The following is an 18644-nucleotide window of genomic DNA, read 5'->3' as shown; positions in this document are numbered from 1 at the left end:
AATTTTTTTGTCTTTATATACTGAGAGTAAGCCCGTTTTACGAGCATTAATGCAATAACAGGGGGCAAGGGATGTTGCTTAATAAAAAGAATGGTCGTCGATTGTCGGTCGTGAGTATGTGTCTGGCAATGACGTTTGCTCCACTGTTTAACGCGCTGGCCGATGAGCCAGAAGTCGTGCCTTCAGACAGTTCCGCCACGGTTGCGGAAACGGCGCCTGCGCTGGCGGTACCGGGAAGCCAGGCCTCCGCGATGGCGAATCTGTTGGGAACGCAGCCGCTCCCGGAGGGCGCTGCGGCCAAGAGCCGTGCCGATATTCAGTCATGGCTGCCGGCAGGCTATACGCCGGTTTATCTGAATCCGCTGGTCACGCTTTATGCCGCTCACGATATGAAACCGATGTGGGAAAATCGTGATGCCGTACGCGCGTTCCAGCAGCAACTGGCCGAAGTCGCTATCGCCGGTTTTCAACCGCAGTTTACCAAATGGGTTGAGCTGTTAACCGACCCGAACGTCAGCGGGATGGCGCGTGATGTTGTGCTCTCTGATGCGTTGATGGGCTATCTGCACTTTATCAGCGGTATTCCGGTTCAGGGCAATCGCTGGCTCTACAGCGCGAAACCGTACACCCTGGCGACGCCGCCGCTGTCGGTCATTAACCAGTGGCAACTGGCGCTCTCTGAGGGCACGCTACCGCAGTTTATCGCCGGGCTGGCCCCGCAGCATCCGCAGTATGAAACCATGCACCAGACGCTGCTGTCGCTGCTCTCCGATACCAAACCCTGGCCAACACTGAAGGCTGGTGCGTCGCTGCGTCCGGGGCAATGGAGTAGCGATGTGCCTGCCTTACGTGAAATTTTACAGCGCCACGGCATGCTCGACGGCGGCCCGAAGATTGTGCTGCCGGGTGATGAGCCCGCAGTCAGTCCATCAGCGCAAACCAGGAAAACAGTGAAGTCTGGCCCCCAGGCGTATGACCGTACATTGTCCGATGCCGTCAAACGCTTCCAGACTTCTCAGGGCCTGGGCAGTGACGGCGTCATTGGTGGTGCGACGCGCGACGCGCTCAATCTCTCCAACGCCGAACGTGCGGGTGTGGTGGCGCTGAATATTCAGCGTTTGCGTCTACTTCCTGGCAAACTTTCCACGGGCATTATGGTGAATATTCCGGCGTATTCGCTGGTCTATTATCAGGATGGCAATCAGGTGCTGGCGTCCCGCGTCATCGTGGGCCGCCCGGATCGCAAAACGCCGATGATGAGCAGCGCGCTGAATAACGTGGTGGTCAATCCGCCGTGGAACGTGCCGCCAACGCTCGCACGCAACGATATTCTGCCGAAACTGCGCAATGACCCTGGCTATCTTGAGCGTCATAACTACACGATGATGCGCGGCTGGAGCAGCAGCGAAACCATTGACCCCTGGCGCGTAGACTGGTCAACGATTACGCCGTCGAACCTGCCGTTCCGCTTCCAGCAGGCTCCGGGGCCGCGCAACTCGCTCGGGCGGTATAAGTTTAATATGCCGAGTTCGGACGCCATCTATTTGCACGATACGCCGAACCATAATTTATTCCAGAAAGATGCCCGCGCGTTAAGTTCTGGTTGTGTGCGTGTGAATAAAGCATCTGAACTTGCCGGTATGTTATTGGGTGATGCCGGATGGAATGACACGAGAATTTCCGATGCGCTGAAGCAGGGGAATACACGCTACGTCAATATTCGGCAGAATATCCCGGTGAATCTTTATTACCTCACCGCCTTTGTGGATGCTGATGGAAAGACACAATATCGCACAGATATTTACAATTATGATGTAACAGCGCGATCTGGCGCACAAATTCTGCCAAAAGCGGAACAATTAATCAGATAAATGAAGTAGTTCAGGTAATTTAGTGGTCCTATCTATGTCGCAACCTTCGCCCCGGAAAGCCCTGGTGGTGCGGGTTGCGCTGGGATGGTCGCCTTGACGCTGGCAGAAATGCCCGGTAAGGTGCCCTACGTGCGCCAGAAGTGCATAAATTTCGATCACATTTACTTGTAGACCTGATTATCATGGACAAATTTGACGCTAATCGCCGCAAACTGCTGGCGCTGGGTGGGGCTGCGCTGGGCGCTGCTGCCATCTTGCCGACGCCCGCACTTGCTACCCTCTCGACCCCACGTCCGCGGATCCTGACGCTGAACAATCTTCATACGGGTGAGTTGATAAAAGCCGAGTTTTTCGACGGCAGAGGCTATATTCAGGATGAATTAGCAAAACTCAATCATTTCTTCCGTGATTTTCGCGCGAATAAAATAACCTCTATCGACCCCTCATTATTCGACCAGCTTTATCGGTTGCAGGGCTTATTAGGCTCTAATCGTCCGGTACAGTTAATCTCTGGCTATCGTGCCATTGACACGAATAATGAATTACGTGCCCATAGCCGTGGTGTAGCGAAAAACAGCTACCACACGAAAGGACGGGCGATGGATTTCCATATTGAAGGTGTTTCGTTAAGCAATATTCGCAAAGCCGCGTTATCTATGCGCGCAGGTGGTGTAGGATACTACCCACGTAGCAACTTTGTGCATATTGATACCGGGCCGGTGCGGCACTGGTAACGAAACAGGAGCCTTATGAACTATCGTATTATTCCGGTCACCGCGTTCGCGCAGAACTGTTCATTGATTTGGTGCGAGCAAACGAAACTTGCTGCGCTGGTCGATCCAGGCGGCGACGCAGAGAAAATCAAAGAGCAGGTTGAGGCCGCTGGCGTTACCCTGGTTCAGATTTTACTCACTCACGGGCATCTTGATCACGTAGGCGCGGCGGCGGAGCTGGCAGCGCATTACGGCATTCCCGTGATTGGGCCGGAAAAAGAAGATGAGTTCTGGCTGCAGGGATTACCGCAGCAGAGCCGGATGTTTGGCCTCGAAGAGTGTCAGCCGCTGACGCCAGACCGTTGGCTGAATGAAGGTGAAACGGTGAGCGTGGGTAACGTGAAGTTGCAGGTGCTTCATTGTCCGGGCCACACGCCGGGCCACATCGTCTTTTTCGATGATGCCTCGCGCTTGCTGATTTCCGGCGATGTTATCTTTAAGGGCGGGGTGGGGCGCAGCGATTTTCCGCGCGGTGACCACGGTCAATTGATCGACGCGATTAAACGCAAGCTGTTGCCGTTGGGCGATGACGTGACGTTTATTCCAGGTCATGGGCCGCTGTCAACGCTCGGCTATGAGCGGCTGCACAACCCGTTCCTGCAGGATGAAATGCCTGTCTGGTAAGAGCAAAGAAGGCCGCGAAAGCGGCCTTTTTCATTTAGTCTGACCCGTCTTACAACACGGCGACAATGGCTTCGCACAGCGGTGCCATGTTGTCCGGCGTCATACCGGCGACGTTGATACGGCCAGACGCCACCGCATACACGCCAAACTCTTCACGCAGACGCAGCACCTGATCTTTGGTCAGGCCGCTGAACGAGAACATCCCGTTTTGTTTGGTGATAAAGGTGAAGTCGCGGTTCGCGCCTTTCTCCTGAAGTGTGTTCACGAACAGCAGACGCATGCGCTGAATGCGTTGACGCATGTCGGTCAGCTCCTGTTCCCAGATAGCGCGCAGAGCGTCATTGCTGAGAATGGTCGCGACAACGGACGCACCGTGAGCCGGCGGGTTCGAGTAGTTAGCACGAATCACTGACTTCATCTGGCTGAAGGCGCGATCCGCGTTGTCCGCATCGCGGGTGACCAGGGTGCAGGCACCAACACGTTCGTTATACAGACCGAAGTTTTTAGAGTAGGAGCTGGCAACAATCAGCTCATCATGCAGCGCGGCGAACGCGCGCAGACCTTCGGCATCTTCTTCCAGACCGCGGGCGAAGCCCTGGTAGGCGAAATCGAACAGCGGCAGCCAGCCTTTCTCCGCGGAGATCTTCGCCAGCTGTTGCCACTGCTCCAGCGTTGGATCGATACCGGTTGGGTTATGACAGCAGCCGTGGAACAGCACCACATCGCCGGCCTGTGCATTGTTCAGGCTGGCAACAAGGCCATCAAAATTGAGCGCATGATTCTGTGCGTCGTAGTAGTCATATTCGCAAACTTCGAGACCCGCAGCATTGAAAACGCCTTTATGGTTCGGCCAGCTTGGGTTGCTTACCCAAACGCGTTTTGCGCTGGTGTTTTTGGCGAGGAAATCTGCCGCGACGCGCAGTGCGCCAGTACCGCCAGGCGTTTGCGCCGTGCGGGCGCGTTTCGCGTTGACGATTTCACTTCCTTTACCGAACAGCAGCTCCTGCGTGCAACGACCAAACTCCGGGATACCATCAATACCGAGGTAATTTTTGGTCGTTTCATTTTCCAGCAGATAAAGCTCCGCTTTTTTAACGCTGGTCAGAACCGGGGTTTTACCGGTCTCATCTTTGTAAACTCCAATCCCGAGGTTGATTTTGCTCGGGCGGTCGTCGGCACGAAACAGATCGGCCAGGCCCAGAATTGGGTCGGCAGGGGCGGCTGTAATGTTCTCAAACATGACGGGGTTCCATTTATGAGTGACTTGGAGAAATCCGCTATCAGGTTAACGGCAGATTTACAAAATGCCAACCGTTTGCAATGAAAAGCGCGAGCCTTTTCAAAAGTCGCGATTTTTAACTGGCTGAAATATGAAAAACAGGGCCGAAGCCCTGTTTCCTGTGCATATAACAAAGTGGCGTACTGATTAGAACTGGTACACGATACCCACGGCGGCCTGGTCGTCGGTAGACAGGCCAGTGGCTGCGGTGTAGTCGTTTTCGTCCAGCAGGTTGAATTTATACGCTGCATAGACGTTCATGTTTTTGTTGAAGTAGTACCAGGTGCCCACTTCTACGTATTTTTGCAGGTCAGCAGTGCCGCCTTCGAAGCCAGGACGAGCGGCCAGGTTTTTACCTTTAGACTGTACGTAGCCAACGGAGGGACGCAGGCCGAAGTCGAACTGGTACTGAACCACTGCTTCAATGTTCTGGGTTTTGTTGGCAAAGCCAGTGTCTTCCGGGGTCATGTTGTAGGTCTGAGAGTACATGACTGCAGCATAGACGTTATTGGCATCATACTTAGCAGAGGTCGCCCACGCTTCAGCTTTGTCGCCGCTGGCGCTGAAGGCCTGGTTTTTCTGGTCGGTAGTACGGTTGGAGTTAGCATAGCCTGCGGAAATCGCGAAGCCTTCACCAAAGGCATAAGTCGCAGAGGTGCTGACGCCGTCACCATTCTGCTTCTGAATGTTACGATCTTCGTTTTTGCCCTGATACTGAACCGCGAAGCTCAAACCATCGACCAGGCCGAAGAAGTCAGAGTTACGGTAGGTTGCTACGCCGTTGGTACGCGCAGTCATAAAGTTATCGGTGTAGTTCCAGCCGTCGCCGCCCCATTCAACCAGCATATCGGTTGCGGATTCAACGTCGTAGATAGCGCCGTAGTTACGACCGTAGTCGAAAGAGCCGAATTCACCGGCTTTCAGGCCCGCGAAGGCCAGACGGGTTTTGGTGGTTTGGGAACCTTCAACGTTGGACGCATCCATGTTGTATTCCCACTGACCGTAACCGGTCAGCTGTTCGTTAATTTGAGTTTCCCCTTTCACACCAATACGGGCATAGGTGGTATCAGAGTTGCTGGTGTCACCATTGGTGGTCCACACATGCTCACCGACCATTTTGCCGTAAAAGTCCAGTTTGTTGCCGTTTTTGTTGTAGATTTCTGCAGCGTTAGCTGCACCGGCTACCAGCAGGGCAGGGATCACCACTGCCAGGATATTGCGCTTCATCATTATTTATTACCCTCATTAGGTTTTTTTTATATCGACACTCGCCACTGCCGCCAATAACTTCTGTCAATAAAAATTTACAGAAACATTGATGATAGTTTGGTGTCTTTTTGTGTCTGAGAGGCATATTTCCATTCAAACCACCGTTTCGCTAGCCTGAAAGTGCTACAAATATCCTAATTAAGTAACAAGAAGAAATTATGTGTAACAAAAAGTTAAAAATTAGGAACTTTGTGAGACAACTCAAAGTTCTGTTGGGGTTAGGGAAGCATTAAGTGAAATAGTATATATCTATATGAATTTCTTATCTTTAATCTCTATTGTGGTTGTTTATTGAGCATGTTGATGTAAATGTGAGCTGCCATTAATGTTAAATTTAAGTATCGAAGTGGCGATGGTTTCGCTTAAAAATAATGCTATCGGCTCAGGTATTTCTAAAATCCATAAGCAATTGCACATTTTTTGTGCACAAACGTTAACAGAAATGGGATGTAACAAACTACGTGATGTAGGGGGTTGATCCTTAAGGTAATTGACGAAGGTTTACGTTAAGGACACAAAAAAGGCCAGCATATGCTGGCCTTGGTGAGAGTGCGGAGATTTAGAAGCTGGCGTTACGCGGCGTTCTTGGGAATGCGATTACGTCACGGACGTTTTGTACGCCAGTTACATAGGCAATCAGACGTTCGAAGCCCAGACCGAAACCGGAGTGCGGAACGGTGCCGTAACGACGCAGATCGCGGTACCACCAGTAATCTTCTTTGTTCAGACCCATCTCTGCCATGCGGGCATCCAGCACGTCCAGACGCTCTTCACGCTGTGAACCACCGATGATTTCGCCGATACCCGGGGCCAGCACGTCCATTGCCGCAACGGTTTTACCGTCGTCGTTAAGACGCATGTAGAATGCCTTGATCTCTTTCGGATAGTTTTTCACCACCACCGGCGCTTTGAAGTGCTTCTCAGCAAGATAGCGTTCATGTTCGGAAGAGAGGTCAACGCCCCAGTAAACCGGGTTTTCGAAGGTCTGGCCGCAGTTTTCGAGGATGGTGACCGCGTCGGTGTAATCCACCTGCGCAAAATCCGCCTCGATAAAGCGTTGCAGACGTTCAATGGCTTCTTTATCCACGCGTTCAGCGAAGAATTTCATGTCGTCCATACGTTCTTCAAGGACCGCTTTGAAGACATATTTCAGCATGGCTTCCGCCAGCGCGGCGTTATCTTCCAGATCGGCAAACGCCACTTCCGGCTCCAGCATCCAGAACTCGGCCAGGTGGCGGCTGGTGTTGGAGTTTTCAGCGCGGAAAGTCGGGCCGAAGGTGTAGATTTTTGACAGCGCGCAGGCGTAGGTTTCGCCGTTCAGCTGGCCGGAAACGGTCAGGAAAGACTCTTTACCGAAGAAGTCTTTATCGAAATCGACTTTCCCCTGGTCGTTACGCGGCAGGTTTTCCATATCCAGCGTAGAGACGCGGAACATTTCGCCAGCGCCTTCGGTATCGGATGCGGTAATCAGCGGGGTGGACACCCAGAAGAAACCCTGCTCATCGAAGAAGCGGTGCAGCGCCTGTGCCAGCGTATGGCGAACGCGTGCTACCGCGCCAATCAGGTTGGTGCGCGGACGCAGGTGCGCCACTTCACGCAGGTATTCGATGCTGTGACGTTTAGCCGCCATCGGGTAGGTATCCGGATCTTCCACCCAACCGGTCACTTCCACGCTGGTCGCCTGGATTTCGAAGCTCTGGCCCTGGCCCTGAGACGCCACGACTTTACCGGTGACGACCACGGAGCAACCGGTGGTCAGACGCAGGATTTCCTGATTGTAATTGGGCAGAGAATTATTGATAACGGCCTGTACAGGATCAAAGCAGGAACCGTCATAGACGGCGAGGAAGGAAAAGCCAGCTTTTGAATCTCGGCGAGTACGCACCCATCCGCGCACGGTGACTTCGCTGTCAACGGCGGCACGGCCCTGGAGTACGTCGGCTACAGGCACAACGCTCATAATAGTCTCTCTGTAAAGTTGTCCAATAAAGAATAAGTTGCTCCCTTAAAAAGGGAGGTATCTATGTTACCTGTCATCCGCCATCAGACAAGCAGATTTCGCACTGTGAAGGGGAGAATTCAGAAATTAATAAAGAAGAAGGGAGCCGAATGGCTCCCTTTGATGATTAACTCGCCTTTTTGACCTGTGGCAGGTCGAAAGCTTTGCGCAAGGCGCGAACGAACGCCTTGTCGTGACAGATGGTTTTCCCAGGGCTGTCAGAGAGTTTCGCCACCGGCTTCCCGTTACATTCCACCAGTTTAATAACAATATTCAGTGGTTTTACCTGGGGGATGTCGCAGGTAAGACGGGTACCAATACCGAAGCTCAGATTAACGCGTGAAGAGAAGTGACGATAGAGGTCGACCGCTTTGGGTAAATCGAGATTATCGGAGAACACCAGCACTTTGCTGTGCGGGTCAATTCCCAGTTTCTCATAGTGGGCAATCGCCTTTTCGCCCCATTCAACCGGGTCGCCCGAATCGTGGCGTAGCCCCTGATAGCGGGTCGCAAATTCCGGCCCGAAATCGCGCAGGAAGGCGTCCATGGTGATGCAGTCGGTGAGCGCGATCCCCAGTTGGTCTGGATACTCGGCAAGCCAGGCCGCCAGCGCCGCACGCTGGCTGGTCGCCAGGTCAGGGCTGATTTGCTGATGCGCCTGGAACCACTCGTGCGCCTGTGTACCCATTGGGGTAAGGTCGAGACGACGAGCGAGATCGTAGTTGCTGGTGCCGGTGAACCACGGCTCCTGCTGGAGACGCTTGACGATCGCTTCCTGCACCTCGCGGGAGAAACGACGACGGGTACCGAAATCCATCAGGCGGAACGCGGACATATCAAGGTCTGCGGTCATGCGCGTGAAATCAGTGAGTTTATGCTCAAGCATTTCAAGCGCCTGCGGTACGCCTTCTTCCGGCGAACGGTAGCGATGAACCAGCTCGCTTATCACCGCCAGCAGCGGCACTTCCCACATAATAACTTCACGCCACGGGCCATCGAGCCGAATATTCAGCTTGCCGTTGTCATTGGTGACGGTCACCTGTTGCGGGTCATAGCGAAAATCGCGCAGCCAGGTCAGGTAATCTTCTTTAAAGAAGGGCAGCCCGGAAAGCCAGTGATATTCCTCATCACTGAGCCTCAGCGAGCGCATGGCGTCTACCTGTTCCCGAATGGCATCAGCATAAATGCCCAGCAGATCGTCACCACGGCAGCGGAATTCCGCCGCGACGTTTACGTCGTAGTAGTGGTGAAACACCGCCTGCTGCATGTGCAGTTTGTAGGCATCCGTATCAAGCAACGAATGCAGAACAGGAGTCACGAATTGAGTCATGGTGCGCAATAGCATCCTCTCACAGGAGCGTTTAGTAAAATAAACAACAGGGAGATTAGCAGGAGTATACCTTGTTTATTCATTTATTGAACCCCGATCACATCATAAGGCCTGCTAAGGGGCTAGGGCATTTCGTGCCAATGTGTTATCCAAATGTAGCAATTTTTGGTATTTGTCTGGAAAAGATGAAGATTCTGCGTAGCGCGATTTAAACAACAGGAATAGACTGGATACGACATTTTACAAACGACGCTAAAGGTTTTTTATGACACAACAGCCCCAAGCCAAGTACCGCCACGACTACCGTGCGCCGGACTACCTGATCAGTGATATCGACCTGGCCTTTGACCTGGATGCCGCAAAAACCGTCGTGACGGCCCAAAGCCAGGTTTCCCGTCATGCAGCGTCCGATGTGCCGCTACGTCTGGATGGCGAAGATTTAACGCTTATTTCCGTACACGTGAACGGCGAGCAGTGGACGAACTATAAAGAAGAAGAGAAGCAGCTGGTTATCAGCGGCTTGCCAGAGCGTTTTACGCTGCTCATTGTGAACGAAATCAGCCCGGCGTCGAATACCGCGCTGGAAGGGCTTTACCAGTCTGGCGAGGCGCTGTGTACACAATGCGAGGCGGAAGGTTTCCGCCACATTACGTATTATCTCGATCGCCCGGACGTGCTGGCGCGTTTCACCACCAAAATTACCGCCGATAAAGCGAAGTATCCGTTCCTGCTGTCGAACGGCAACCGCGTAGCGCAAGGCGAGCTGGAGAATGGCCGTCACTGGGTGCAGTGGCAGGATCCGTTCCCGAAACCGTGCTACCTGTTCGCGCTGGTGGCGGGCGACTTCGATGTCCTGCGCGATACTTTCACCACCCGTTCCGGCCGTCAGGTGGCGCTGGAGCTGTTTGTCGATCGCGGTAACCTTGACCGCGCGCCGTGGGCGATGACTTCGCTACAAAATTCCATGAAGTGGGATGAGGAGCGTTTCGGCCTCGAATATGACCTCGACATCTATATGATTGTCGCCGTCGACTTCTTCAATATGGGCGCGATGGAGAATAAAGGTCTCAACATCTTTAACTCCAAATACGTGCTGGCGCGTACCGACACCGCGACCGACAAAGATTATCTCGATATCGAGCGCGTGATTGGCCACGAATATTTCCATAACTGGACCGGGAACCGCGTCACCTGCCGCGACTGGTTCCAGCTCAGCCTGAAAGAAGGCTTAACCGTTTTCCGCGACCAGGAGTTCAGCTCCGACCTCGGTTCGCGCGCGGTGAATCGCATCAACAACGTGCGTACTATGCGCGGGTTGCAGTTTGCAGAAGATGCCAGCCCAATGGCGCATCCGATTCGCCCGGATAGTGTTATTGAGATGAACAACTTCTATACCCTGACCGTATATGAGAAGGGTGCGGAAGTGATTCGCATGCTGCATACCCTGCTGGGCGAAGCGAATTTCCAGAAAGGGATGCAGCTCTACTTCGAACGTCACGATGGTAGTGCCGCGACCTGTGATGATTTTGTGCAGGCGATGGAGGATGCCTCCAACGTTGACCTGTCGCATTTCCGCCGCTGGTATAGCCAGTCCGGTACGCCAATCGTCAGCGTGCATGATGATTACAACCCGGAAACCGAGCAGTACACGCTGACCATTAGCCAGCGTACGCCAGCGACAGCAGAGCAGCAGGAAAAACAGCCGCTGCATATCCCATTCGATATCGAACTGTATGATAACGAAGGGAAGGTTATCCCGTTGCAGAAAGACGGGCATCCGGTACATAACGTATTGAACGTCACCCAGGCAGAGCAGTCCTTTATCTTCGATAACGTTTACTTCCAGCCGGTGCCGTCGCTGCTGCGTGAATTCTCCGCGCCCGTTAAGCTTGAATACAAATGGAGCGATCAGCAGTTAACGTTCCTGATGCGTCATGCCCGTAACGACTTCTCTCGTTGGGATGCGGCGCAAAGCCTGCTGGCCAACTACATCAAGATTAACGTCAACCGCCACCAGCAGAATCAGCCGCTGTCGCTGCCGGTTCATGTGGCTGATGCGTTCCGCGCCATCCTGCTGGATGAGAAAATCGACCCGGCGCTGGCGGCTGAAATTCTGACGCTGCCGTCGGCCAATGAAATTGCGGAACTGTTCGATGTTATCGACCCGATCGCCATCGCTGCCGTTCGCGAAGCGCTGACTCGCACGCTGGCTAATGAACTGGCGGATGAGTTCCTGGTTATCTATAACGCCAACAAATTGCCGAGCTATCGCGTTGAGCATGAAGATATCGGCAAGCGTTCGCTGCGTAATACGTGCCTGCGCTACCTGGCGTTTGGCGAGCGTGAACTGGCGGATAAACTGGTGCGCCAGCAATATCATCAGGCCGATAACATGACCGATGCGCTGGCGGCGTTAGCGGCATCCGTAGCGGCAGAACTGCCGTGCCGCGATGCGCTGATGCAGGAGTACGATGACAAATGGCATCAGGATGGCCTGGTGATGGACAAATGGTTCATTCTGCAAGCCACCAGCCCGGCAGATAACGTGCTGGAAACGGTACGCAAGCTGTTGAATCACCGCTCATTCACCATGAACAACCCGAACCGTCTGCGTTCGTTGATTGGTGCATTTGCCAGCAGCAACCCGGCCGCGTTCCACGCGCTGGACGGTAGCGGCTATCAGTTCCTGGTTGAGATGCTGACTGAACTCAACAGCCGTAACCCGCAGGTGGCGTCACGACTTATTGAGCCGCTGATCCGCCTGAAACGCTATGATGCAAAACGTCAGGCGATGATGCGTTCGGCGCTGGAACAGCTGAAAGGGCTGGAGAATCTTTCCGGGGATCTGTACGAGAAGATCACCAAAGCGTTAGCGTAACGATATTGCCGGGTGAGGCGTCGCCGCCACCCGGCTTTTTTTATGCATGTTCAAACTGCTGATGAAACGCCGGAACGCGAATATCGCGACGGTGCAGCGCCTGCCAGAATGTCTCCAGCGCACTGTCCAGACGGCCCTGTAAATTTGGGCTGAACTGAGGCTTATGCTGATAATCCGCGACCTGGCTGTCATCGGCAAACACGCCGTGCAGGATCTCCTGCGCCTTCAACGCGCTCAGCACCGGTTTCAGCGCGTAATCCACCGCCAGCATATGGGCAACCGTACCGCCTGTCGCTAATGGCAGCACCACTTTCCCCTCAAGCGCACGTTCGGGCAGCAGATCCAGCAGCGTTTTTAACGCACCGGAAAATGACGCTTTATAAATCGGCGTGGCAACGATTAAGCCATCGGCCTGGGCCAGTTGCTCGGTCAACGTTTTCAGTGCCGGGCTGTCAAAACGTGCATAAAGCAAATCTTCCGGCTCGAAATTTTGCAGATGCCAGTGGCATACCTCAACGTCCACCGCCGCCAGTTTTTCACGGGCGTACTCCAGCAATGCGCTGGAACGTGATGGAAAACGCGGGCTTCCCGCTAAGGTGATGACGCGCATACAACCTCCTTGCAACTTTAATGTGTGTTTTATTTAACATTGTTTAAGGCAGTTTCGCAGACGAAAGCGGATTTTCTAAATGCTTTTTCGGCTAAACGAATTCTGATAAATGAATATATACATCTTTTATATTTGTTATTTTTATAGAAAAATTCGCTTTTTTTAAGTATTTCAGCGAGAGCGAGATTTAACAGCCAATCGAAGAACGCGGGAAATTCTTGGCAATGTATTGATTTTAAGATTGTTTTCTGAAAATTAATCGATGAGTTTCATATGTGGTATGAATTATTTATGTTAAGGCATAGTAACGATAAATTTATTTATTTTATATATTATTCGCCGCTTATTAATTAATTTTTTCTAAAAATTCAATTCAGTTGCATACAGATAAGCGTATCTGTTTATATGCACCAATATTTATTATTAATCAATCAGAACATGTGTTTTATTTATTAAATGGAGATATGCATGCGAAAGAATATATTGATTTTATCAATGAGTGCTATTGTGGGATGTGGTAGTGCACTGGCAGCAGATGATGCTGCCGTCACGGACGGTAACCTGACTATTACGGGAGAGGTCGTCGCTCCTGCCTGTACTATCGCTCCTGAAAGCCAGTCTGGCTCCGTTGCGATGGAAAGGGTCAGCGCCACGAAATTGCAAACGCTGGGGCAGGAATCCGGGGTGAAAAAAGACATACCGATAAACCTGAAAGACTGTGATAACACCGTTACCAGCAACGCGGCATTTACCTTCACCGCGGAGGCAGACACGGCGGTAGCGTCCGCGTTTAAGAACCAGAACTCCGGCGCGGGTGCTGCGACAAACGTCGCGGTACAGATGTATATGCCTGATGGCACAACGAAAATTCTGCCTAATACCGAAACTGAACAAAACGGTATTACGCTCGCGGCAACATCTGACCAAACGATAACCTTCAAAGCGGATTACGTAGCGACGGGTAAAGCCACGGCGGGTACCGTTGAGGTTGCGACCACGTTCCATATCAACTACTACTGATTTTGCCCTTTATTCTGAAGGGGCGAAAAACGCGAAAGGTACTTTCCAGTGAATACCCGTAGAGCAATAAACAGGGCAGCCGTGAGTTTTATCGGCGTATTAACACTCAGTGTTTCCGCCTGGGCTGCCGATAGTGGTGGCGTGGGGTTGGGTGCGACGCGGGTTATTTATAACGAAGGTGATGCACAGATTTCGCTGAGCGTCAGAAATACCAGTAAAACTGTGCCGTATTTAATTCAGGCATGGGTGATGACGCCCGATAATAAAAAAACACAGGACTTTATTACCACCCCACCGTTGTTTGTACTTAATACGGCCAGTGAGAATTTACTGCGCATTATGTACGTCGGGCCTGCATTGCCTAAAGATCGTGAATCGTTATTTTACGCAAGCGTACGCGCAGTGCCTTCGACGACGAAGAAAGAAGAGGGCAGCGTATTAAAAATCGCCACCCAAAGTGTTATTAAGTTGTTCTGGCGGCCAAAAGGGCTGTCGATTTCCGTTAATCAGGCGGCAGAAAAACTGCGCTGCGATTGGTCAGGGCAGAGCGTCACTGTCCATAATCCCACGCCCTATTACATTACGCTAACCGGGCTGACGCTTGGCGGTAAGAGTGTAAAGAACCAGATGGTATCACCGCTTGGCAGCTTCCGTTTTGACGTGCCAAAAGGCGCGGTTAACCAGACAGTGAGCTACCGAACCATCAATGATTATGGCGCTGAAACGCCGGTTGTAACTTGCAAATCCTGATGGATGATGCAGCGGATGCGAAATGCCCAATAATCTACGCCAGTACCGTCATTTTCTTGTCAGTACGGTTCCCGCCTTTTTAGGCGGGCTGGCGGTCTTCGCCTCAACGACCCTGAGTGCGATGGCTGAGACCTGGTTTGATCCCGCGTTCTTTAAAGACGATCCGTCTCTGGTCGCCGATCTTTCACGTTTTGAAAAAGGGCAGCAAATCGCGCCTGGTAAGTATCGGGTTGATGTTATTTTCAACCAAAGCTTCGTTGCCACCCGCGATATCGAATTTGTCGCCAATGAAGACAATCATCAGGTTGAACCCTGTCTCAATAAAGTCTATCTCAGCCAAATTGGCGTCAATACCGCCGCGTTTCCGGCGTTTAACGCGCTGGATGACAATGCTTGCGTGCCGCTGGCGAAAGTTATTCCCGACGCCAGCGTCAAATTTGAGGCCAGACAGCTCCGGCTGGTGATTTCTGTGCCGCAAATTGCTGTCAAAAATGATGCCAGGGGCTATGTTCCACCCGAACGATGGGATCGCGGAATTAACGCCATGCTGCTGGGATATTCCTTCAGCGGCGCGAATGGCGTGCAGAGCAGCAACGAAAATGGCGGCGATAATAACTACTTCCTGAATCTGAACAGTGGTTTGAATCTTGCGGGCTGGCGATTACGCAATAACTCAACCTGGAGCTATGGTCAGGATGAACCGGGCCTGTGGCAGAATATCAGCAGCTATGCGCAGTACGCGATTATTCCCATCAAAGGCGAATTAACCGTCGGAGACAGCTACACCGGGGGCGATTTTTTTGATAGCGTCGGTTTTCGCGGCGTACAGCTTGCCTCTGACGACAACATGCTGCCCGATAGCCTACGCGGATTTGCGCCTACCGTTCGCGGTATTGCCAAAAGCAATGCTCAGGTGACCATTAAACAGAATGGCTATACGGTGTATCAAACGTACGTGCCGCCCGGCGCGTTTGAAATTAACGACCTGTTTTCCAGCGCCTCCAGCGGCGACCTGCAGGTTGAAATTAAAGAGTCAGACGGCAACCTCAATCGTTACACCATTCCTTACTCCAGCGTACCGCTTCTCCAGCGTCAGGGTCGATTAAAATACGCCCTGACCGCCGCGAATTATCGCAGTAACAGCAACGATCAAGATGAAAAAGCGTTTGCACAGGCGACGCTGCAATGGGGAGGTCCCTGGGGCGTGACCTGGTATGGCGGCGGGCAGTTCTCTGATGATTACCGTGCGGGCATGCTGGGGCTGGGGTTTAACCTCGGTGAACTTGGCGCAGTTTCGGTTGATGGCACGTGGGCGAACAGTACGCTGGCCAATAATCAGGATTATCAGGGGCAATCCTGGCGGTTTTTGTATGCAAAAACACTCAACGCCTATGGCACCAATTTTCAGTTGATGGGCTACCGCTATTCCACGTCCGGCTTTTACACCCTTGCCGATACCATGTATCACCGTATGGAAGGGTATATGCAGAGCGAGAACGATGAAACGCCGCTGTGGGCGCGCTACTACAACCTCTACTACAGCAAGCGTGGGAAGCTGCAAATGAATATTTCCCAGCAGCTTGGCGACTACGGCTCCTTCTACCTGAGCGGTAGTGAGCAAACTTACTGGAACACCGATGACCAGGATCGGTTATTGCAATTCGGCTACAACACGCAGATCAAGGATGTCACGCTGGGGTTGTCGTGGAACTACAGCCAGTCTCGCGGGCAACCGTCCGCCGATCAGGTCTTCGCGCTTAACGTCTCACTACCGCTGGGCCAGTGGCTATCTTCGTCCAGCGGCGATATAAACAGCCGAGGCCACTCAGCCTGGATGACCTCGAATACCAGCGCCGACAACGACGGCAATGTGACGCAAAACGTCGGTGTTTCCGGCTCATTACTGGAAGACGACAATCTCAACTATAGCGTGCAACAGGGCTACGTCAGCCAGGGCGAGAGCGCCAGCGGAAACGCGAGCCTGGATTACAAAGGCGCGTGGGGCGAATCGAAAGTGGGTTACAACTACAGCGACAACGGCAATCAGCAGCAGGTGAACTTCGGGTTATCCGGCAGCGTGATTGTGCATTCCGAAGGCATCACGCTTGGCCAATCTCTTGGCGAAACCAATGTGCTGGTTTCGGCGCCCGGCGCGGAAAATACCAAAATCGCCAACTACACCGGTATTAGTACGGATGGGGAAGGCAATTCACTATTGCCCTATGCCACGCCGTACCGTGAAAACCGTATCGCCCTGGACACCGCCTCTTTAAAACAAAATGTGGATATCGAAAACGCCGTGGTGAACGTGGTACCCACCAAAGGCGCGCTGGTTCGCGCGAGGTTCAGCGCTCACGTTGGCGCGCGGGTGCTGTTCAGCCCGCTAATGAACGGTAAGCCTTTACGCTTTGGCGCAATGGCAACCCTGGACGATGCCGACAAGATTAGCGGCATTGTGGATGACGACGGTTCGCTTTACATGTCTGGCCTGCCTGAAAAGGGAACGATCACCGTACGCTGGGGCGAGGCGCGCGAGCAACAGTGCCAGCTGAAATTTACCTTAACGGCGCAACAGATGGCCGCACCCATTACGCGCAGAAATGCGGTATGCGAATAAGCAGAGGAAACAATTGTATGCAACGAATCATAACGATGCTGCTAATGGGCGTTCTCATGTTGGCAAGCGCCAGTGCGATGGCTTACACCGGGAAATGTCACACCGCCAGCGGAAACCCCTACATTGGCGTTAACTTTGGTGTCCGTACACTCTCAGAAGAAGAGAATCAGGCCGGGGTGGTTAAGCAAAATTTTTATTCTTGGAATGAGGCCAACGATTATTACGTCTCTTGCGATTGTGATAAGGACGCAGTCAAGCAAGGTATCTGGGCATTTGCGTCTGATTCCCCGCTGCCGGCGTTAGGCGAAAGCTGGTACAAAATCAACGATTATCTGGCTGCGCAGATATGGTTAGGTGTAAGAGGCAAAGGCCCGGACACAGTTCCGTTTGAAAATATCAGTACCAGTGCGGATACCCGTTGGCATATCTGCGATCCTGGCGGTCAGCGCCTGGGCGGCACGGGGTCCAGCGGCAACAGCGGTTATTTCTCGCTAAAAATTCTACAACCTTTCGTGGGAACGGTAACTATCCCCAATATGGTGCTGGCGCGTCTTTATGAGTGTTACAACATTCCGTCCAGTAGCACCTGTACCGCTACGGGGGAGCCAGTGCTGACTTATTACCTCTCGGGCACCATCAACTCGCTGGAATCCTGTTCGGTTAACGCAGGAGAAACGATTGAAGTCGATCTCGGCGATGTCTTTGCTGCCAACTTTAAAGTGCAGGGGCAGAAACCAACAGGCGCAAAAACGGTGGCGCTGTCAATACCGGTGAGATGTAACACCGGCAACAGCGGGCTGGTGAATGTGAATCTTAGCCTGACGGCGACCCGCGACAGTGATTATCCACAGGCCATTAAGACATCACGTCCTGGCGTTGGTGTGCTGGTGACGGACTCACAGGGCAATGTGGTGTCGCCCGATGGCGGCGCTATCTCAATGGCGATACCCGATAACCAGGATGCCTATGCACAGATTAACGTCTTCCCCGTCAGCACTACGGGCGTGCCGCCGGAAATCGGTAGCTTCGAGGCAACGGCCTCGGTCCGTATCGATTTTGATTGAGGCGTGACGTGAATGGTTAATCGTCTGTTGTTTCTTCCCGGACTGCTCGCATTCTGCGCCTTTTCCGCGTTTGGCAATCTCAAAGGCGCCGATCAGGTGAATATGCATATTCACGGCAACGTTATCGATCAGGGTTGCGATGTGGCTACCAGTAGCGCGATGCAGAATGTTTTCATTGGCAATTTTAATATCAGTGATTTTCAGTCGGCCAATGCCGTCAGCGCGTCGGCGGATTTAACCATCGATATCAATGGCTGTGCGGTGGGGATACAGGATGCCAGAGTCTATTTCAGCGGCGAGTCTGACCCACTTGCCCCCACGTTGCTTAAGCTGACCGATACCGGCGGCAGCGGCAATATGGCAACCGGTATCGCCGTGCAAATCCTGGACGCGCAAACCCAGGAGGAGATCCCGCTGAATAGTCAGACCGTGCGTTATCCTCTGAAGGCCGGTGATAATGCACTGCGTTATAAGCTGCGCTACAAAGCCACAAAAGAGGGGGCTACGGGCGGAAATGCCACCGCGGTGCTCTATTTTGACCTGGTGTATGAGTAGGGGGG

Annotated in this window: 14 protein-coding genes; 9 read left to right on the top strand and 5 right to left on the bottom strand. The window is 52.7% G+C overall.

The genetic code is table 11. The features are described from left to right. The first annotated feature begins 71 nt into the window (after window positions 1-71). The 3 genes from ldtD to G163CM_RS09355 all read left to right on the top strand — a co-directional run bounded on the left by ldtD (window position 72) and on the right by G163CM_RS09355 (window position 3268). Window positions 72-1871, top strand: coding sequence for a L,D-transpeptidase (gene ldtD, locus G163CM_RS09365; RefSeq protein WP_231827822.1), 1800 nt, complete (start codon window positions 72-74; stop codon window positions 1869-1871). Between the two features lie 182 nt (window positions 1872-2053). Beyond that, a complete protein-coding gene (gene mepK / locus G163CM_RS09360; protein ID WP_015965080.1) occupies window positions 2054-2605 on the top strand; it encodes a peptidoglycan L,D-endopeptidase MepK in 552 nt (183 codons plus the stop codon). A gap of 15 nt (window positions 2606-2620) precedes the next feature. Next, the gene (locus G163CM_RS09355; RefSeq protein ID WP_231827821.1) at window positions 2621-3268 is read left to right on the top strand and encodes an MBL fold metallo-hydrolase; all 648 of its coding nucleotides are present in this window, start codon (window positions 2621-2623) and stop codon (window positions 3266-3268) included. Window positions 3269-3317: 49 nt separating this feature from the next. On the opposite strand, the gene G163CM_RS09350 is transcribed toward G163CM_RS09355, so the two are convergent. The 4 genes from G163CM_RS09350 to pncB all read right to left on the bottom strand — a co-directional run bounded on the left by G163CM_RS09350 (window position 3318) and on the right by pncB (window position 9145). Then, window positions 3318-4508 (bottom strand): amino acid aminotransferase, encoded by a 1191-nt coding sequence (locus G163CM_RS09350; protein WP_015965078.1) that lies wholly within the window; start codon window positions 4506-4508, stop codon window positions 3318-3320. A gap of 186 nt (window positions 4509-4694) precedes the next feature. Continuing rightward, on the bottom strand, window positions 4695-5777 hold the full coding sequence (locus G163CM_RS09345; protein ID WP_015965077.1) for a porin: 1083 nt from the start codon (window positions 5775-5777) through the stop codon (window positions 4695-4697). A 598-nt stretch (window positions 5778-6375) separates the two neighbouring features. Next, window positions 6376-7776, bottom strand: a complete 1401-nt coding sequence (gene asnS, locus G163CM_RS09340; protein WP_149461526.1) for an asparagine--tRNA ligase — start codon at window positions 7774-7776, stop codon at window positions 6376-6378. Between the two features lie 166 nt (window positions 7777-7942). Continuing rightward, complete coding sequence (gene pncB, locus G163CM_RS09335) at window positions 7943-9145, bottom strand: nicotinate phosphoribosyltransferase (RefSeq protein WP_231827820.1); 1203 nt, start codon at window positions 9143-9145, stop codon at window positions 7943-7945. A 265-nt stretch (window positions 9146-9410) separates the two neighbouring features. Here pncB and pepN point away from each other — a divergent pair, with 265 nt between their 5' ends. Beyond that, window positions 9411-12023 carry an aminopeptidase N gene (pepN, locus tag G163CM_RS09330; protein ID WP_231827819.1) on the top strand — a complete coding sequence of 871 codons (2613 nt, stop codon included), beginning with the start codon at window positions 9411-9413 and terminating at the stop codon, window positions 12021-12023. Between the two features lie 40 nt (window positions 12024-12063). On the opposite strand, the gene ssuE is transcribed toward pepN, so the two are convergent. Beyond that, the gene (ssuE, locus tag G163CM_RS09325) at window positions 12064-12633 is read right to left on the bottom strand and encodes an NADPH-dependent FMN reductase (RefSeq protein ID WP_231827818.1); all 570 of its coding nucleotides are present in this window, start codon (window positions 12631-12633) and stop codon (window positions 12064-12066) included. A 468-nt stretch (window positions 12634-13101) separates the two neighbouring features. Between ssuE and G163CM_RS09320 the strand changes: the two genes are divergently transcribed. The 5 genes from G163CM_RS09320 to G163CM_RS09300 all read left to right on the top strand — a co-directional run bounded on the left by G163CM_RS09320 (window position 13102) and on the right by G163CM_RS09300 (window position 18639). Further along, the gene (locus tag G163CM_RS09320; RefSeq protein ID WP_231827817.1) at window positions 13102-13653 is read left to right on the top strand and encodes a fimbrial protein; all 552 of its coding nucleotides are present in this window, start codon (window positions 13102-13104) and stop codon (window positions 13651-13653) included. Between the two features lie 81 nt (window positions 13654-13734). After that, on the top strand, window positions 13735-14403 hold the full coding sequence (locus tag G163CM_RS09315) for a fimbrial biogenesis chaperone (RefSeq protein WP_231827816.1): 669 nt from the start codon (window positions 13735-13737) through the stop codon (window positions 14401-14403). 22 nt (window positions 14404-14425) lie between these two features. Then, the gene (locus G163CM_RS09310; RefSeq protein ID WP_231827815.1) at window positions 14426-17020 is read left to right on the top strand and encodes a fimbrial biogenesis usher protein; all 2595 of its coding nucleotides are present in this window, start codon (window positions 14426-14428) and stop codon (window positions 17018-17020) included. Further along, window positions 17011-18084: a fimbrial protein gene (locus G163CM_RS09305; protein ID WP_231827814.1), complete on the top strand. Its 1074-nt coding sequence runs from the start codon at window positions 17011-17013 to the stop codon at window positions 18082-18084. Before G163CM_RS09310 ends, G163CM_RS09305 begins: the two co-directional genes overlap by 10 nt. A 12-nt stretch (window positions 18085-18096) precedes the next feature. Next, entirely contained in the window at window positions 18097-18639 is a 543-nt protein-coding gene (locus tag G163CM_RS09300) for a fimbrial protein (RefSeq protein WP_338050288.1), read from the top strand. Window positions 18640-18644: the final 5 nt, after the last annotated feature.

Source organism: Pseudocitrobacter corydidari (genome assembly GCF_021172065.1).
In the GTDB taxonomy this organism is placed as follows: domain Bacteria; phylum Pseudomonadota; class Gammaproteobacteria; order Enterobacterales; family Enterobacteriaceae; genus Pseudocitrobacter; species Pseudocitrobacter corydidari.
This window is presented reverse-complemented; position numbering and strand designations above follow the sequence as displayed.

Bases quoted from the DNA above. Each gene is read 5' to 3' on its own strand.
- pncB (WP_231827820.1), bottom strand. From the start codon at position 9,145: ATGACTCAATTCGTGACTCCTGTTCTGCATTCGTTGCTTGATACGGAT.
- G163CM_RS09310 (WP_231827815.1), top strand. From the start codon at position 14,426: ATGCCCAATAATCTACGCCAGTACCGTCATTTTCTTGTCAGTACGGTT.
- ldtD (WP_231827822.1), top strand. From the start codon at position 72: ATGTTGCTTAATAAAAAGAATGGTCGTCGATTGTCGGTCGTGAGTATG.
- G163CM_RS09320 (WP_231827817.1), top strand. From the start codon at position 13,102: ATGCGAAAGAATATATTGATTTTATCAATGAGTGCTATTGTGGGATGT.
- G163CM_RS09350 (WP_015965078.1), bottom strand. From the start codon at position 4,508: ATGTTTGAGAACATTACAGCCGCCCCTGCCGACCCAATTCTGGGCCTG.
- G163CM_RS09305 (WP_231827814.1), top strand. From the start codon at position 17,011: ATGCGAATAAGCAGAGGAAACAATTGTATGCAACGAATCATAACGATG.
- mepK (WP_015965080.1), top strand. From the start codon at position 2,054: ATGGACAAATTTGACGCTAATCGCCGCAAACTGCTGGCGCTGGGTGGG.
- ssuE (WP_231827818.1), bottom strand. From the start codon at position 12,633: ATGCGCGTCATCACCTTAGCGGGAAGCCCGCGTTTTCCATCACGTTCC.
- pepN (WP_231827819.1), top strand. From the start codon at position 9,411: ATGACACAACAGCCCCAAGCCAAGTACCGCCACGACTACCGTGCGCCG.
- G163CM_RS09355 (WP_231827821.1), top strand. From the start codon at position 2,621: ATGAACTATCGTATTATTCCGGTCACCGCGTTCGCGCAGAACTGTTCA.
- G163CM_RS09345 (WP_015965077.1), bottom strand. From the start codon at position 5,777: ATGATGAAGCGCAATATCCTGGCAGTGGTGATCCCTGCCCTGCTGGTA.
- asnS (WP_149461526.1), bottom strand. From the start codon at position 7,776: ATGAGCGTTGTGCCTGTAGCCGACGTACTCCAGGGCCGTGCCGCCGTT.
- G163CM_RS09300 (WP_338050288.1), top strand. From the start codon at position 18,097: ATGGTTAATCGTCTGTTGTTTCTTCCCGGACTGCTCGCATTCTGCGCC.